Source organism: Rubripirellula obstinata (assembly GCF_001642955.1).
GTDB lineage: Bacteria > Planctomycetota > Planctomycetia > Pirellulales > Pirellulaceae > Rubripirellula > Rubripirellula obstinata.
In genome coordinates, this window is sequence record NZ_LWSK01000114.1 from 1 (window position 1) to 17,260 (window position 17,260).

12 protein-coding genes are annotated in these 17,260 nt (G+C 55.6%); 4 read left to right on the forward strand and 8 right to left on the reverse strand.

Annotated elements, in window-relative coordinates; all coding sequences use genetic code 11:
- The 8 genes from RC85_RS20455 to ccoN all read right to left on the reverse strand — a co-directional run.
- On the reverse strand, positions 1-1,521 hold a 1,521-nt coding region (locus RC85_RS20455; RefSeq protein WP_157593974.1), incomplete at its 3' end, for a type I restriction-modification system subunit M.
- Between the two features lie 270 nt (positions 1,522-1,791).
- Positions 1,792-1,977 (reverse strand): cbb3-type cytochrome oxidase assembly protein CcoS, encoded by a 186-nt coding sequence (gene ccoS / locus RC85_RS20460; protein ID WP_068266240.1) that lies wholly within the window; start codon positions 1,975-1,977, stop codon positions 1,792-1,794.
- Positions 1,974-4,592, reverse strand: a complete 2,619-nt coding sequence (locus RC85_RS20465) for a heavy metal translocating P-type ATPase (RefSeq protein WP_068266241.1) — start codon at positions 4,590-4,592, stop codon at positions 1,974-1,976. The genes ccoS and RC85_RS20465 overlap by 4 nt, the downstream gene beginning before the upstream one ends.
- A complete protein-coding gene (locus tag RC85_RS20470) occupies positions 4,592-5,485 on the reverse strand; it encodes a sulfite exporter TauE/SafE family protein (RefSeq protein ID WP_068266242.1) in 894 nt (297 codons plus the stop codon). The genes RC85_RS20465 and RC85_RS20470 overlap by 1 nt, the downstream gene beginning before the upstream one ends.
- An 8-nt stretch (positions 5,486-5,493) precedes the next feature.
- Positions 5,494-6,015: a FixH family protein gene (locus RC85_RS20475; protein ID WP_068266244.1), complete on the reverse strand. Its 522-nt coding sequence runs from the start codon at positions 6,013-6,015 to the stop codon at positions 5,494-5,496.
- Positions 6,016-6,480: 465 nt separating this feature from the next.
- Positions 6,481-7,914, reverse strand: a complete 1,434-nt coding sequence (gene ccoG / locus RC85_RS20480) for a cytochrome c oxidase accessory protein CcoG (RefSeq protein ID WP_068266246.1) — start codon at positions 7,912-7,914, stop codon at positions 6,481-6,483.
- Positions 7,915-7,920: 6 nt separating this feature from the next.
- Entirely contained in the window at positions 7,921-8,586 is a 666-nt protein-coding gene (locus tag RC85_RS20485) for a cbb3-type cytochrome c oxidase N-terminal domain-containing protein (protein ID WP_068266247.1), read from the reverse strand.
- Positions 8,587-8,832: 246 nt separating this feature from the next.
- Positions 8,833-11,175, reverse strand: coding sequence for a cytochrome-c oxidase, cbb3-type subunit I (ccoN, locus tag RC85_RS20495; protein ID WP_068266250.1), 2,343 nt, complete (start codon positions 11,173-11,175; stop codon positions 8,833-8,835).
- An 808-nt stretch (positions 11,176-11,983) separates the two neighbouring features.
- Between ccoN and RC85_RS20500 the strand changes: the two genes are divergently transcribed.
- Genes RC85_RS20500 through RC85_RS20515 form a run of 4 tightly spaced genes read left to right on the forward strand, consistent with a single transcriptional unit; the run spans position 11,984 to position 17,085 of the window.
- The gene (locus RC85_RS20500; protein WP_160148075.1) at positions 11,984-13,825 is read left to right on the forward strand and encodes a tetratricopeptide repeat protein; all 1,842 of its coding nucleotides are present in this window, start codon (positions 11,984-11,986) and stop codon (positions 13,823-13,825) included.
- The gene (locus RC85_RS20505) at positions 13,822-14,865 is read left to right on the forward strand and encodes a MotA/TolQ/ExbB proton channel family protein (RefSeq protein WP_068266253.1); all 1,044 of its coding nucleotides are present in this window, start codon (positions 13,822-13,824) and stop codon (positions 14,863-14,865) included. Before RC85_RS20500 ends, RC85_RS20505 begins: the two co-directional genes overlap by 4 nt.
- A 4-nt stretch (positions 14,866-14,869) precedes the next feature.
- Positions 14,870-15,280: an ExbD/TolR family protein gene (locus RC85_RS20510; protein WP_068266254.1), complete on the forward strand. Its 411-nt coding sequence runs from the start codon at positions 14,870-14,872 to the stop codon at positions 15,278-15,280.
- 5 nt (positions 15,281-15,285) lie between these two features.
- Entirely contained in the window at positions 15,286-17,085 is a 1,800-nt protein-coding gene (locus RC85_RS20515) for a prenyltransferase/squalene oxidase repeat-containing protein (protein WP_235033208.1), read from the forward strand.
- The last annotated feature ends 175 nt before the right edge of the window (positions 17,086-17,260 follow it).

Genomic DNA, 17,260 nt, shown 5'->3' on the forward strand with positions numbered 1-17,260 from the left:
CTCGATCGTGATTCGCCGATAGCCGAATTCGTGACTCGCAAAGATCTTGCTGCCGAACGTTTTCTTCTCGGCTTTTTTCTTGGTTGAAGACTGACGGCCGCGACCCGATTTCTCGTCCGGTGCTTTGTCCAGACGATAACTTTCGACGGCTTCAAAGTTGCCGAAGGTTTGCGTGATCAGACGGACGTCGTCTTCGCCAATCTCCTGCCGCTTACTGCCCAGACTCTTGCGCATCTTTTGATACAGATGGACGCCGTTGATCAGTTGGACTTTGCCGCGTCGCTCGGCGTCTTTCTTGTTGGACAGAATCCACACGTAGGTCGCGATGCCGGTGTTGTAGAACATGTCGGTCGGCAGCGCGACGATGGCTTCCAGCAGATCGCTTTCCAGGATGTATCGCCGGATTTCGCTTTCACCGCTGCCCGCGCCGCCGGTGAACAGCGGCGATCCGTTGAGGATGATGCCGATGCGTCCGCCGTTCTTGTCTTTGCCGCCCGAGTCGTAGTCTCGCATCTTGCTGATCAGGTGCATCAGGAACAGCAGCGATCCGTCGCTGACTCGCGGCAGCCCCGGTCCAAAGCGTCCGTCAAATCCTTTCAGCTTGTGCTCGTCTTTGATTTTCCCTTCGACCTTCTTCCAGTCGACGCCGAAGGGCGGATTGGAAAGCATGTAATCGAATCGGTCGGAATGCAGCCCGTCGTCGCTGAGCGTGTTGCCCAGTTTGATGCGGCTGACGTCCTGGCCTTTGATCAGCATGTCGCCTTTGCAGATCGCATAACTCTCGGGATTCAGTTCCTGCCCAAAGGCTCGCATGACGGCTTCGGGGTTCAGTTCGTGGACGTATTCCATGCCGCTGGAAAGAAACCCGCCGGTCCCCGCCGTGGGATCGTAGATCGTGCGGATGATGCCTGACTCGGTCAACGCGTCGTCGTCTTCCATAAAAACCAACGACGTGGTCAGCCGCACGATGTCTCGCGGCGTGAAGTGTTCGCCAGCGGTCTCGTTACTGGATTCGGCAAACCGCCGGATCAGTTCCTCAAAGACCAAGCCCATGTCGTGGTTGCTGATCGCTGCGGGGCTGAGGTCGGTCAGTGCGACTTTCTGGACGACTTTGTAAAGCAGGTTGGCGTCCTGCAGTTGGGCGATGAAGTCCGCGAATTTGAAATGCTCGAAGATTTCACGCGCGTCGGTGGAAAAGCTTTCGATGTAGGTGGTGAGGTTGGTCTTGATGTCGGCACTGCCCATTTTGGACAAGTCCATCGCCGAGGTGTTGTAGAACGATTGCTTGGCAGCTTTGAGCAGAAATTTTTCGCGGGCTTCGGGTTCCAGTTGTTGGTTGTCCTTTAGCTTTTCGACTTGCGTCAACACCTTCGGCTTGGTCGCTTCCAACACACATTCCAACCGCCGCAGAATCGTGAACGGCAAGATGACTCGACCGTATTGGGATTGTTTGAAGTCGCCACGCAGAAGGTCGGCCAGCGACCAGATGTAAGCTGCGGTCTGAGAGAAATTGGTGGCCATCAAACGTCTTGTTCCAGAGTAGATATCAGTTGAACGGGCTAACGCGTGTATCGCGTGTATCGCGTGTATCGCGTAGGCCGGAACAAGCCGCTTCGGCGCAGTTCCGGCGCTCGCATGGTAGCGTCTTGGAACCGGCATGGTAGCGTTTTGGCGCTCGCATGGTAGCGTTTTGGAACCGGCATGGTAGCGTTTTGGATTGCCGGAACTGCGCCGAAGCGGCTTGTTCCGGCCTACATGCTGTATGCTGTTCAGGCAACGTCGCCAAACTTGCTAAGACTTGATCGGCGTTTCGTCGGTGTCGGCGGTTTCGTCTAGCGGGCGATCGTCGATTAGCATTCTTACCGACGGGGTTTCCAGGTCGTCGTATTGGCCGCCGCTAATGCATCGCACGCAGGCGATGACCGCAGCACCGCCAAGCAGAAGTGCGATGGGCAGGGCAACAAACAGGACACTCATTTGGTTACCGAATTTGGGGAAACTTTTTTGTCGTTTTTGGGCGAAAACAGCGGCCATGCCAGGGTCAGCGATAGGACGCTGATCGAACTGATCGGCATAAAGATCGCCGCTAGCAGCGGGCTAATTTTACCCGCCATCGCTAGTGACACTGCGACCACATTGTAGACCAGCGAGACCGCCATGGCGACGTGGATCAGTTTGACGGTTCGCCGAGCACCCTGGATCAGTTCGACAATCGACTGAGTTTCGCCGCTGGCAATAAACACCGGTGCCGCCTGCAAGCTCACTTCCGCGCCGCCGCGAACAGCAACCCCAACATCGGCTGCCGCCAGCGCCGCCGCGTCGTTGGCTCCGTCACCAATCATAACCGTGGTTCCATGGCCAGGGTTTTCTTCTTGGGATCTACGAACGATCGCTAACTTGTCCTCCGGCGTCAGGCCGCCCAAAGCGTTCTCGGGGGCAATCCCTAGTTTCGCAGCGACATCAGCGACCACATCACCATGATCGCCTGACAGAATCCCAATCTTCCAGCCTGTGCCGCGAATCTGGCTGAGTGCAGTTTTTGCGTCCGGCTTGATCGGGTCACTGACACGCATCACTGCTGACGCAATTCCATCGACCGCAACGATCACTGGACTCGTCCCCGCAGCCAACGACTCGCTGATTGCCGATTCAACCGTCGAATCGATGTGAACATCATGCGATGACATCACCGCTTGGTTGCCGACAATCACTCGATGACCTTCGCTTACACCTATCACTCCGCCATCGGTGACGGAAGTTTCAGGGTCATCAGATGACAAAACCAAATTTCGTGAATCGGCGAAACGCAGGATCGCATCGCTGATGGGATGATGGCACCCGCGTTCGACGTTTGCGGCATGACGCACGATTTCAAGATCGCCGGTCACCAATTCAACGCGAATGCGTCCTTCGGTTAAGGTTCCCGTTTTGTCCAGCCACAACGTTCCTGGCGTGGCAAGCCGTTGAATCGCAGCGCCATCACGGATCAGGATTTTGCGGCGTGCAGCCCGGCCCAAGGAAACTGCGATCGCAAGCGGTGTCGCCAGAGCCAATGCACACGGACAAGCCACGATCAATAGCGACGTTGCGTGCGATGCAGCGGTCGCCCAACCGTCGGCGTACCAGATTCCAAACGTCAGCAATGAAAGCACCGTCACAATGACCACAAAGATGCCGCCAATGCGGTCGGCAAGCTGAGCGATCGGCACCTTGTCGGCCATCGCTTCTTCGACCGATTGCATCACTCGGCCAATGCGACTTTCCCGCCCGGTTCGGTCGACGCGAATGTCCAGCGAGCCTCGTAAGTTGACCGTCCCCGCTGACACAACATCGCCAACGGCAACCGGTTCGGGGCGACTTTCGCCAGTCAACAACGCTCGATCGATCATCGATTGACCGCGAACCACGAATCCATCGACCGGAATGCTTTCACCAGCGGCGACACGAACGGTTTCATCCTTGGACAACTGGCTGACCATCACCGTTTCTGTTTCGCTGTTGGTATCGCCGAGATCGTCGCTGGCATTGTCGCTGTCATCGTCGCCAGCATTGTCGCTGGTATCGCAAATTCGATCCGCGTGCTGCGGCGTGATACGAAGCAGCAAGTCAATCGCGCTGGCGGCACGATGCTGTTGGCGAAATTGGATCCAGCGTCCGATCAGCAAAAAGAAAACCAACACGGCCAGCGAATCAAAGTAGATTGCCCCCTTGCCGCTCAATAACGCCACGACACCCGACACCGTGCCGACGGATAACCCCAGTGCGACGGGCAGATCCATGTGAGGCGTTCGAGTCCGCATCGACGCCGCCGCACCCCGCAGGAACGTTCGCCCCGGCCCCAGCACCGCTGCGACACCCAGCAGCGTTCCGAACCATTCAAAAAAGATCCGATACTGCGGATCGACCCCGGCGCGGCCACCAGAATAAAGAGCGATCGCGATCCACATGGCGTTGGCCGCGAAAAAACCAGCCAAGGCAATCTGAATCAGCAGCCGCCGATTTTCGCGTCGAAACGGTTCGTCCCGGTTCGCTGAAATGGGTGACAGTGAATAACCCAACCGATCCAACAGCGATGCGATTCGACTGAGCGGCGTCACTGTCGGATCAAAGGCGATGCGAATCGTGTGGTCGTTCATGCGAACGCGGGCCGTGGACCAACCGCTGGTTTGTTGAGCAGCGTTTTCGATCAGCCACGCACAGGCGGCGCAGTGCAAACCTTGAACCGCCAATTCGGTAACCATCACTCCATTGCTGTCGGGCCCATCATCAACCAACTTGGGTGCAGACGGCCCCAAGAACGCATCGCTGTCGAAGCCATCAAAACGTTTCTGGCCCGTCGATACAGCCGAACTGCGAACTCCTGAAGAACCCAGCGCCTGATCTCGTAGGCCGTAAAAATCTTCCAGCCCAAGACCGCCGATCAGTTCGTAAGCTCCGCGACATCCGTTGCAACAAAAAACGTACTGGCGATCTTGATCGGCGGCGCAATCGGTTGCCAATCCACAATGAACGCAAGGCAACGAAACTCGATCGTTTGAACAATTCTCGCTTGAAGAATTCTCGCTGGCCGACTGTTCGCTAACTTGGACCACTACTTGTCACTCGCAACCGGTTCGGCGCAGCATGGCAATGGTGTTTCAGTAAGCGTCTTGATCTGAGCGGCAATGTCGCCGCTGGAGACATCGCCGTCAGAAACACTGCAGCTCGATTCGCCTTCGCAACAACACTTCGGCTGAACCGATTCCGATGAAGTCTGTTCCGTTGAAACGTCAGCCGAAGATCGGATATCGGCCAACGATTGCAGGTTCGCAAATCCGCGTCCCATTGCGGTGTAGCCGCCGGCGACGATCAACAAAACGGCTGCCGCAATCGGAACTGTTTTGATCAGCCGCGTTGATAACACCATTGTCCCGGCAATCATCGCAGTCAGCGCTGGCACGGTTCCCAGCCAAAACGCAGCCATCACAATCGCACCGGTGACGATGTCGCCGGTGCCCGCTGCGACCAAGGCGAACAAGTACAGCCAACCGCAGGGCAATAACGTTGTCAGCAATCCGACCGATAACGCTCTTGCCGATGGCGACAACTGGTAGACGTAAGGCCTTGCCTTGGCGACCATCTGCCCGATTCGCGAAGGTTTTGGGCCGGTCGCTTGTGACTTTCCAAATCCGATCAACGGAGCGAGCCGAACCAACCCAATCACGATCATCATCACGCCGACAACGCGTGCTGCGGCCAATTGAATGCCAAGTGCGCCGCCACCGATATCAACCAGCGAACCAAGCCCGCCCGCAATGGCACCGGCCATGCTGTAGGTTGTCAGTCGGCCGAGATGGTACAGCGTTGTTGATCGAATCACCTGGCCGCGAGAATTCGCGGATTCACCCACACCGCTGGCCCACATCGCCAATGGCCCACACATGCCAACGCAGTGAGTGCTGCCGAGCAAGCTGGCCGACGCGACGGCTGCAATCAAAATCCACATGACGTTGCCTAAGAAGCGACTTCGACGGTGACGGGCAGAACAATGGGTTCGTCAGCGCCGTCGATCTTTAATTCGAGATGCCACAACCCAGGTTTCGCCATCGGAGCAAGCGACACATGACGTCCGTCGCCAGCGTCTTCAAACGAGACCTTCACGGCATCGCCTGCAGCAGCGTGATGGTACAACCTTCCGCTCAAGACAACGCCCGTCATCGCTTTGGAATCACGGTCGCTCACCAGCACTTCGATCGCTCGGTTGCCTTGTCCGTCAGCAACATCGGACGGTTGAACCACCACCTTGATCCCCAGACGATCGGCGGCGGTTTGACGGCGGCGATGTGCGTCCCAATTCAATGCTGTTGTGTGATAGTCGGGCACGATCACCGCCGCGGAATCACCGATCGCCAATCGAACGGACAGAATCCCGATGACCACTTGCAGCCCAAGGAAAGTAACGACCAAGGAAACCCAAAATCGTCTGGCTTTGCGTTCGGCATTCGCCAAATCGGGATCGTTTTGTGGATTTGACATAATGCGTGAAGCGAAGTGCCTGAGTGGAGTTGTTGAAATGAGGTAAGGAATTGTGTCGGAATAACTGCGTGGGATTCGATAGCCCCAAATCCCAACCCAAACGCGTAAGTTTTGAACGCCGTGAAGGGTTTCTAAACCGTTTAACCGCGTGGGCATCGCCCCGCGCGTCCATGCGGGGCGAAACGCGCCGGGCGATGCCCACGCGGTTAAACAAAACAATGGGTTTTTACTGGACCAAAACTCTTCACGGCGTTGGGCGATGCCCCTGGCTACGATAAGGATGGCCGTTGGCCATTAGGGACAATCAAAAATCGCTGGCTCCAAAACGCTTAGGCGAGGGATTCAACTACCTTACGAGATCCCTCGCTTACGCGTTCGGGTTGAGATTCGGGTTGGGGTTCGGGTTGGAAAATCGGGAAGTTATTTCGTGACAGTTTCTGAACGAGTAAACGTAAATTCTTGAATCTAACGCGGTCCTAGCAAACGTACCAAGATACGTCGCTCTTGGCCTCGCCCGTCGGTCACCACCACATCGACCGGTTCGTTTCCATCGTCCTTGGTCAGGCTATCAGGAAAATCAATCGACACGGGCACCAAAATCGATTGACCTGGTTTCAATTCCAACATTTCAGGATCAATCACCTTCAACTTGATCGCGTCAGCCGAAACACCATTCAGGCTGGCCCCAGTCAAACTGGAACTGTCGATCGCTAGCTGAAAACTCTTTGGTTCATCTTCTCGATTGACCAACCGAACGCTGAATGAGTTACGGACGTCACCGCTAGCGGCCATGGTAAACGGAGCACCCTTGCCACGAATGATTCGTGCGTCAAAACCTGATTTGACGACCAAGGCATAGGCCAGACCACCCAAAACCGCCGATAGGATCAACGGGTAAACGATCGTCCGTCCGCGAGCGATTCGTGCAGGCTTGCGTTCAATCGCATCTTGGGAACTAAATCGAATCAGGCCTTTGGGTTGTCCGGTTTTCTCCATCACATCGTCACACGCGTCGATGCATTGGGTGCAATTAATGCACTCCATCTGCAAGCCTTCGCGAATGTCGATTCCCGTTGGACAAACAACCACGCATTGATTGCAAGCCACGCAGTCACCGCGGCTGTCGTCATCGAGTTTTCGCTTTCCCTTTTGCCGCGGTTCACCACGAACCGGATCGTAGGCGACGATCAACGATTGGCGGTCCAGCATCACCGATTGAAAACGACCGTAGGGACATGCGATCAGACACATTTGTTCTCTGAAATACAGAAAGTCAAACAGCATCGCGACCGTTGTGCCCGCCATCACCAAGAATGCAACCGGGTGATCGACCGGCGAACTGCGGACCCATTGCGACAACTTTTCGGTGCCGACAAAGTAGGCCAAAAATGTGTGTGCCAGGAACATGCAAAGCAGCACATAAACGGCAATCCGGGCGACAGCCATCAACGGGTTTCGATTCGCTTTCGGCTTACCGCCTTTGCCCTTCGTACCGCCGAAGAAACGGTCGATCGGCCGGAACAAAAATTCCATGTACACGGTTTGCGGGCAAGCCCATCCGCACCAGGCGCGTCCGGTGATCGCTGTGACCAGAACGATCGTGAAGAAGACGCTTAACATCAACAGCGCTAGCAATATCGTATCGGTCGGCAAAAAAGTTTTGCCCAACACGGTAAACTTCCGGGCCGCGATATCAAGCAAGATCGCGGGTTTACCGTTGATGCGAATGTGGGGAATGACCACAAAGACAATCATCAACGCATACGCAACGACGCGCCGGCGTTTCCACCAAGTCCCCGTCGAAAGCTTTGGATTGATCCAACGGCGGCTACCGTCTCCATCGAGCGTGCTTAGGACATGCTCTGGCGTTTCCAGCAGTGCATCATTGGACTCAGACATGACTTTCTACTCAGATGCCTCTTCAGATTTGGGGTTTTCGGAATCGGATTCATCTTCCACTTTATCCTCTTCCTTCATTTCCGGCCATTCAGCAATTTTGTTGCCTTCGGCTGGCCTGGCACTTGGCAAATCTTGACCGCGAAGCGATGCAACGTAGGCCGACACCAAGACGACTTCGTTGGGGTGCAAGCGGTTCGACCACTTTGGCATCGCTCCACCGCCGGCACCGTTATTGATCACCATCGCGATGTCTTCGATCTTCTTGACGTTCTTGTAAACCTGGTCAGTTAGGTTGGGGCCGACTTGGCCTTCGCCTTCGCGTCCGTGACAAGAAATGCAATTGGTTCGGAACACCGACTGGCCGACTTTGACCCAGCTTGGTTTGTGCATGTATTCCACGATGGTGTCGGCGTCCGGTTCCAATTCACCGATTTCGGCAAACTGCAAACGCGTGTTATCGGCAAGTGCGACGTTGTAGATGTCTTCGACCGACCGTCCCGACGCACCGCCGTGGAAGTACATCAAGTAGAGCGGCGAAAACGCGATCGAGCCCAGGAAGATCCACTTCCACCAACCCGGCAACGGATTGTCGTACTCTTCAATTCCATCGTAGGAATGGTCTGTTTTCTGAGGCTCTTGTTCAGGACCATCGGGATTACGGGTATCAGACATTTCGAGGATCCTCCACGGTGTCATGAAGCGGGATAGAAGCAAACTTGTCGGCTGCTCCTTTGGAAAGCCGCAATGACCCAAATAGGATCCCGGCAAAAGCGACGACAAACAATCCAAGTGCCATCTCAGCACAAATGGAATAGTCGATTGAACAAACGAGGTCTCTGATCATGTCGATATTTCAGCTAGGTAAATTGATTCAAATGAACGTCGAATGGCGTGACAGCCTCTATTAACCGTCAATTGTCATGGAACCATCACAGCCACTTCGGCTTCGGCTGGTTCGGTTTCGGCTGGTTCGGTTTCCGTAGCCCCCGCCTCTTCCGGTTCGTCGGTGCGGAACAAGTCCGTGCCGATTCGTTGCAGGTAAGCAATCAAGGCGATCGCTTGGACGTCCTGCTTGTTCGCTGGACCTCCTTGAGCGACCACATCGCCGGCGATCTTGAGCGCTTGGGCACGCGCGAGATCGGCACTGCCGGTGATTTCTTCTTCGGTGTAGGGAGCACCCAACATTGCCGCAGCACGAACATGCGGTTCAATTGCCTCGAAGTTTAACTCCGAAGTCAACAAGTGATCGAAGGCCGGCATCACACTGCCCGGCGAAACCAATTCAGGATTCTCGAAGTGCGTCCAATGCCAGAAACTACTCTGCTTGCCGCCTTCGCGAGCCAAGTCGGGACCGATACGTCGGCTGCCCCATTGGAACGGACGATCGTAAATGAATTCGCCCGGTTTGCTGTATTCACCGTAACGCTTGGTTTCGGCAACCATGGGCCGAATCATTTGCGAATGACAGTTGTAACAACCTTCGCTGACGTAAATGTGTCGTCCCGCCAATTCCAGCGGCGTGTAAGGCTGAACCGTCGCGATCGTCGGCACGTTGCTGCGGATCAGGAACGTCGGGATCAACTCGAACAACGTCGCGATGATCACCGCAGCGGTCACCAACACGGTGAACTTGATCGGCAATCGTTCCCACTTTCGGTGCCAACCCATGCGGGCAAACAAATCGACTTTCTTGCCGACTTCCAAAACGGGAGCACCTTCAAGCGAGCTTGTGCCGGGTTTCGCGTCGTCGTGATATTCGCTGGCCAATGGCGGTGCGGAGTACACAGGCACTTCGTAAACCGGTGGTCGCTTTGTCCAAGTCATGATCGCATTGACCATCAACATCAACGTACCGCTCATGTACAGAACGCCCGCGGCGACACGAATCCACCAAAGCGGCACGATCGACTGAGTCGTTTCGATAAAGTCGGGGTAGGCCAAGTGACCGGTGTCGTCCATCGCTCGCCACATCAAACCCTGCATCAACCCAGCAGCGTAAATCGGCACGATGTAAAACAGAATGCCCATCGTTCCGGTCCAGAAGTGCCAGCTGACAAGCTTTTCGCTCCAGATTTTGGTTTGGAACAAACGCGGCAACAACCAATACAGCATGCCGAACGACATGAACCCATTCCAACCCAATGCACCGGAGTGAACGTGGGCGATGGTCCAGTCGGTGTAGTGACTAAGTGCATTGACTGCCTTGATCGACAGCAACGGTCCTTCAAACGTTGACATTCCGTAGAACGTAATCCCGACGACAAAGAACTTCAGCACGGGATCGGCGGCGACTTTGTGCCAAGCACCGCGAAGCGTTAGCAGGCCATTGATCATTCCACCCCAAGACGGCATCCACAACATCAAACTGAACAACATGCCCAGCGTGCTGGCCCATTCGGGCAGCGCGGTGTAGTGCAAGTGGTGAGGACCGGCCCAGATGTAAATGAACACCAACGACCAAAAGTGAATGATGCTGAGCCGATAACTAAACACCGGTCGGCCAGCGGCCTTGGGCAGGAAGTAATACATCAAACCAAGGAACGGCGTCGTCAGGAAGAACGCGACCGCGTTGTGACCGTACCACCACTGCATAAACGCGTCTTGGACGCCTGCGTAAACGCTGTAACCTTTGAACCATCCCGCCGGCACGACCAAGTTGTTGAACACGTGCAGGACAGCGACTGTCACAATCGTCGCAATGTAAAACCAAATGGCAACGTACATGTGACGTTCTCGGCGATTGACCAGCGTCATCAAGAAGTTGCCACCAAAAACGAACAACCAGATGACCGCGATCGCAATGTCGATCGGCCATTCCAGTTCCGCATATTCTCGACCCTGCGTAATCCCGAGCGGAAACGACACCGCAGCGGAAACGATGATCAATTGCCAGCCCCAGAAGTGAATTCGGCTAAGCGAATCGCTCCACATCCTCGCTTTGCACAATCGCTGGGTGCTGTAATACACCGCTGCGAAGATGGCGTTACCGGCGAACGCGAAAATTGCTGCGTTGGTGTGTACCGGACGGAGCCGACCAAACGACAACCATTCCAGTCCGCCCGAAAGCGACGGCATCACTAGCAGTGCCGCGACGATGACTCCGGCCAAGGTTGCGACGACCGCCCACAAGATCGTGGCTCCCACAAACATGCGAACGATCGCATCGTCATAACTGAATTGATCATCGGATAGAGATCGCGATGATGCGTTGGTGGACTGCGAAGACTTCGCCGCATCGTGCGGGCCAGAGGCTGTAGCCATGAACGTGTTTTAGATTTTGGGTCGAGAAGAAAAAGCAGAGCGTTATAAAATAACGGCGACCGTGAATTTAACCGCCCCTGTTGTAAGAACAACCGCTGTTTACGCGAACCCCAAACGCGACAATTGACGCACTCATGCGACTGCTTGCCACAATGTCAAAACAGCTCACTTGCACCACAACAAAGCGTGCGTCCACGCACATGGTTCGCGGCATAGAGCAAGATCGACAGTGTTGTGCCGTTGTTCCTCATCTTTCGTAGTAGGACCCGCCAGCGTTCAAATTTGTAGGCCGTTTTTTTGTAGGCCGTAGCGAGTAAAGAGAGTTACGGCATTTTCCCGCACCGCTGCCGTAACTCGCTCAACTCGCTACGGCCTACTTAATTGGTCCAGCAAGGGGCAGGCTTCAACGCCGTGAAGGGTTTCTAAATCGTTTAACCGCGTGGGCATCGCCCCGCGTGTCCATGCGGGGCGTAACGCGCGGGGCGATGCCCACGCGGCTAAACGAACTAAACCGTGTTTTCCGGGACCAAAACTCTTCACGGCGTTGGGCAGGCTTCCAAGTCGGCCACTTTTCGTAGGCCGTAGCGAGTAAAGCGAGTTACGGCATTTTCCCACACCGCCGCCGTAACTCGCTCCACTCGCTACGGCCTACTTTTGAACTCAAATCGATTTGCGTGTTTTGCTCTCACGTAATCGACTGGCCGTTTGGCATTGCGTTGGGCTGTCAAAATGGGGTATTTACCGGAATTCAGAACGGTTTTTCAGCATTCCCTGCGCGAAAACGGTAGGACGATTGATGGTGACACGGATGTCAGCTTCTTTCAATTCAGCGGCGATGGCGGCAGCAATGTTTGTCACGGCTGCGTCTGCGCCGATTCAACGTTTGCACGCTCAAAACCCAACGGATCAAACGCTATCCCAGATTGATGCGGGTGTGGTGGAAGGCCGGTTGGACGATGCTGCCAATGCTGCGCGGCGTTTCGATTCGGTGCCGTCGGAATCTTCGGTACGGTCATTGGCCAGGCTAGCCAATTCGTTTAGCAAGAAGGGTGATTTGCCCGCGGCGGCAGAGTTCTTTAGCCTCGCGATCGAGCATCACAATCGAATTGCCACCGGCTTGGACGACGGTGATCTTTCGTTACCACTTCATTTGGCTGCGATCAGCGTTTTCGTCAAGAACAACGACACCGAACGTGTTGTCAGCTCGCTGAGTGCCGTCGCAAAATCGTCGCATCAGTTACGCGAAAACCAGCGAGCCGCTATCACTAAAATCGCCTTCCAAACCGGCCGCGATTCACTCTCGACCGGCAAGGCTGCTCTTGCAAAAGATGCTTACCGGGTTGCAGAAGAATTGTGCGACAAAGCCGACGTTCCGACTGCAAAGTTAGGTCAAGCATGGGCGACGGTCGTTGATGGTGGCGACCCGATGGCGGCCGCAAAAGAGCTGGGTGAATTTGTTGATCAGTATCCGAATCATCCCGATGCTGCTCAGGCCACAGCGGTCTGTGCGCGATGCTTGCGGCAAGCTGGCCACGACGGTGACGCCGACCAAGTGCTAACGGACCTGGTCGCTCGATTTCCCGATTCAAATTCAGCAGCGGAAATAGCGATCGGCTATGCCGGTAGTGAACCTGATGAATTGCCCGACTTCATTCGCAGATGGTTGGTCGATCAAACCGAACAAAACAAACACACGCGGTGGTCGGCGGAAGTCGCCGGTCTAGCCCTGCGCATCGCCAGCCACGAAGGCCGCGTTGATACAGCGATGACGTTGACTCGCTATTTGGCCGAAACCGACAACACGGGGCAAACGGTCGCCGACTTGTTGGACCGCATGCCGGCCGACCATACCGAACCACTCGCCGCCTACCTGATCTCACCGCCAACGGGCTTCGACGTCACCGAAGCGGCTCGCGAAGCTGCGGCACGATGGGCTGGCAGAAACCAGAAATGGAACATGCTGGCGATGGCTGCTGGATCTGAATCGATCGATCGACTTTCCGCCGGACGAACCATCGCGGTGGAGCGACTGTTTGCCGAATCGCTGATGCAAATCGGCAAAACATCGGACGCGGCCAAGTGGTGGAATCACTTGGTTGACCAACGTGATTCAACAGATTTCGCGACGTTGCTGCGTTGCGCTGAATCAGAAATTGCGACGGGCAACGACACTGGATTGGCTGGACAGCGGATTGCGTTGGCACGCGCGGCAGCGGGCCCCAATAGCAAGATGGCGGCGACGTTGGTCGATCTATTGGAAGCTGAATTGGCGATTCGCAAGAGTCGGTTTGATGAGGCCCGATCGCTGCTGGAAAATGTGGTTCGCGGTGTTGAGATTGATACCGAATTGCGAGGCCGAGCCCAATGGTTGATTGGCGAAACCCGTTACCTTCAAAATCAATTTGCTGATGCGATTGACGCCTATCGAAGCGTCGAAGGCGTGGCTCCGGACAGTTCGTGGGTGGCAGCGTCGATGGTCCAAGCTGGCAAATCTTTTGAACAATTGGGGCGGACACGCGAAGCAGCCGTGTGTTATGGAAACTTACTCGCACGCTTCGCCGACTCACCCCACGCCGATTCTGCTCGCCGCCGCATGGCCGCGATCTCCCCCAGCCAACAACCCTCCAATTCGCGGTCGATCCGACGATGAAACCATTGGAATCACCCCATCGCAGCGAAAGCAACCGCCATTCGCGACGTCGCACCCGGCGGATTTCGATCATGCCGCTGGCGACACGAATGTTCGCGCTCGCCGTGCTTTGTCTCGGGTCGCTCGGGTTGATGATGACGATGCAATCGGCGCAAGGCCAGTATCAAAACAACCAATTCAATCCAAACCAAAGTTTTGGAAATCAGGGTTACGGCAATTCCGCACAGCAAAATCGAAGCAATTTCAGAGTCGCGCAGAATCCAACTCAGCAATCCAGTCAGCAATCGGGAATCCCATCGATTCCCTCCGCCGCGCAATTGACACCGGATGCCGCCGAACCAGAAACCGAAGATTCCGAACAAGCTGGTTTTGAAATGCCGGCGATCGTCCAGAAGATCACTCAAGGCGGTTGGTTGATGATTCCGCTGGGCATCTGTTCGTTGATCGTGTTGACGTTGTCGTTCGAACGGATGATCGCACTTCGTCGAAGCCGCGTGATCCCGCGTCCGTTCGTGCGCCGGTTTACCGAATGCGTCGAAGACGGACAACTAAGTTACGACGAAGCGACTGAAATCTGTGAAGAGTTTGATTGCCCTGTGGCCGAAGTTTTCCAAGCCGCCGTCCGCCGCTGGGGACGCCCGATGTTTGAAGTCGAACAAGCGGTCATGGATGCGGGCGACCGTGTTGCCGATGGACTGAAACGTTTTCTTCGTGTCTTCCATGCGATCAGCAACGTTGCGCCGCTGTTGGGATTGCTGGGCACCGTGCTTGGAATGATCGAAGCGTTCGAGGTCATCAGTAGCCAAGATTCGATGGGGCGTCCTGAAATGTTGGCGTCGGGAATCAGTGTCGCACTGATCACGACCGCGGGCGGACTGGCCGTCGCGATTCCTGCGTATCTGGCATACATGTATTTCAGCAGCAAGTCGGACCGATATTTGGGCGAGATCGATAAGCTTTGCCAGAAAGTGGTGGACTGCATTTCGGCTGAAGGTCTCGAAAACACTGGCAATCGTCGTCAAAAGAAACGAGCGGCATAGAGCGATGGCAAAACACGTCAAGAGCGAAGACGTCACGATCAACTTGACGCCGATGATCGATGTCGTTTTTTTGTTGGTCATCTTTTTTATGGTCGGCAGCAAATTCAGTGAAGCGGAAAGCCGCATCAAAGTGAACGTGCCTTCGGTGGGCGAAATGCGTTCGCTTGCACGCGTGCCTGATGAACGAGTCGTCGCGATCGGTGTGGATGGCACACTGACGCTGGACGAGACACCGATGACGATGTCGCAGCTAACTGAAACGCTGCGCCGCGAACATGAAAATTATCCTGGCATGAAGGTCGCTGTTCGTGGTGAAGCGAGCGGCAGTATCCAACAAATGGTCGAAGTGCTGCACGCGGTTCGCGTCGCTGGCGTCGACCAAATCGGAATCGCAACGAAAAAGGTTCAGCGTTGAATTCAGTGACCGATCTTTGGGCAGACGAACGGCTGGTCTACGCAGTCGCCGTTGCGGCGGTGGCAACCTTGGTCGCGACCGTTTGGTTGTTCCGACGTCAACAAAAAGCCGGGCGTGGTGCAGCGTTTGTTTGCCTGATTCTTGCGATCGGCCTCCACGCCGCGTTGCTGTTTTTGGTTCCAATGATCGACCTGCCAAACGGCGGAACCGTGACTGCGAACCCAGAAACGGAACAAGACGTTGGGATGGATTCCATCTCGTTTTCGACCTTCGATCCAAACATGGAACTCGAACAGGTTTCCGCCGACGGGGATGATTCGTCAATCGCTCCGCTGCCCATCGACCAACTGACGGATTTGTTGGCGGACAACGATACTGATCCTTTTGAAGAATTCCCGTTGGAAGCGGACGACAGCTTGGCATCGGAAGATGTATCGCCGACTGAATTGGAAGCCGTTATCCCAGAAACACTGGCCAGTGAAGCAGTCGAGCAAGCCGACGCTGATGCCGAGGCAACTGCGTCGATGTTGGACGATGCCTTGGGTGAATTGTTTGACGATGCCTTTGCGGTCAACCCGCCAGAAATCGTGCCTGAAAAGGTCGAGACATCAACAGCGGAAATGGTCGAATTGACTGCTCCCAAAACGCCGACAATCGCCAGAGGATCGATCTCGGATGATCCAGCTTCGGTCACCGCGCAATCGGCTTCCGCAGCCATGGTTCCTGGTGCGATCGAGAACGACTTTGCCGCTCGAGTTGGCGATGCAAAGTATGAAGCGCTTCATCGCACCGGAGGCGACGAAAACACTGAAGCGGCCGTCGAAGCAGCATTGAAATTCCTGGCCAGCAATCAACGAGACGATGGCGGATGGGATCCTGCACAATCGGGTGCCGGTCGCGAACTCGCACCACTTGGGATGACTCGCGCAGGTGCGGGAACAAAGTCTGACACAGCATTGACGGGGCTGTCATTGTTGGCGCTGCTGGGTGCCGGGCAAACGCACCAAGAAGGTGACTATGCTGACAACGTCTATCGCGGACTGGCGAACTTGATCCGCAAACAAAGTCCCGATGGCTCGCTCGCGGGCAACGCAACGATCTACGCCGCCAACTACGCTCATGGAATGGCGGCGTTGTCGCTTAGCGAAGCCGCCGTGATCACTCGCGACCCGTCCGCGGTCGCATCGGCAACCCGAGCGGTCTCGCATAGTTTGCGGATGCAACATCCAACGACCGGCGGTTGGCGATACACTCGCGGCGATCCCGGTGACCTCAGCCAACTGGGCTGGCAAGCGATGGTGATTGACGCTGGCTTTCGTGCGGGCGTAACGAAGGACAAGGAAACCGTTGCTGGAATCACACGGTTCCTACGCAGCGTTCGTGCCGGATCCACGGGTGGGCTGGCCAGTTATCGTCCGCGTGAAGCACCGTCGCGCACGATGACCGCCGAAGCGTTGGCGACGCGATTGCTGATCGGCGAAAAGGTTCCGCAGGCGGAGATCCGTGAAGCGGAAACCTATTTGTTGCAGAAATTACCCGGCGTCGGCCAAGACGATTACTACTATTGGTACTACGCCACACTCGCGTTGCATCAATTGCAGGATGACGCGTGGCGGCAGTGGAACGACGCCTTGAAGACCCGGTTGCTGGCGACCCAACGTGCCGATGGCAGTTGGCCAGCGGACACGGTTTGGGGTGGCTACGGCGGCACCGTCTACACAACCGCGATGGCGACCCTATGCTTGGAAGCCTACTACCGCCACACGATCCGAGGCGATGTGCCCAGGGTTGCTGAGCGGAGGTAGTGCCAATGCCACCCAACGCCTGGGCTGATGAAAATGCGGTGGGTGATGTTATTCGCGAACCAGTCGAACATTGCAAATTGCAAAATGAACATTGCAAATTGAAAATTCTTGGGAAGCGGTATTTGCTGGTCAATTTACATTTTTCAGTGTTCATTTTGCAATTTGCAATCAACAC

Excerpts from the sequence above, each read along its gene's own strand:
- ccoS (WP_068266240.1), bottom strand. The coding sequence starts at position 1,977 with ATGAGTGTCCTGTTTGTTGCCCTGCCCATCGCACTTCTGCTTGGCGGT.
- RC85_RS20470 (WP_068266242.1), bottom strand. The coding sequence starts at position 5,485 with ATGTGGATTTTGATTGCAGCCGTCGCGTCGGCCAGCTTGCTCGGCAGC.
- RC85_RS20475 (WP_068266244.1), bottom strand. The coding sequence starts at position 6,015 with ATGTCAAATCCACAAAACGATCCCGATTTGGCGAATGCCGAACGCAAA.
- ccoG (WP_068266246.1), bottom strand. The coding sequence starts at position 7,914 with ATGTCTGAGTCCAATGATGCACTGCTGGAAACGCCAGAGCATGTCCTA.
- RC85_RS20485 (WP_068266247.1), bottom strand. The coding sequence starts at position 8,586 with ATGTCTGATACCCGTAATCCCGATGGTCCTGAACAAGAGCCTCAGAAA.
- ccoN (WP_068266250.1), bottom strand. The coding sequence starts at position 11,175 with ATGGCTACAGCCTCTGGCCCGCACGATGCGGCGAAGTCTTCGCAGTCC.
- RC85_RS20500 (WP_160148075.1), top strand. The coding sequence starts at position 11,984 with ATGTCAGCTTCTTTCAATTCAGCGGCGATGGCGGCAGCAATGTTTGTC.
- RC85_RS20505 (WP_068266253.1), top strand. The coding sequence starts at position 13,822 with ATGAAACCATTGGAATCACCCCATCGCAGCGAAAGCAACCGCCATTCG.
- RC85_RS20510 (WP_068266254.1), top strand. The coding sequence starts at position 14,870 with ATGGCAAAACACGTCAAGAGCGAAGACGTCACGATCAACTTGACGCCG.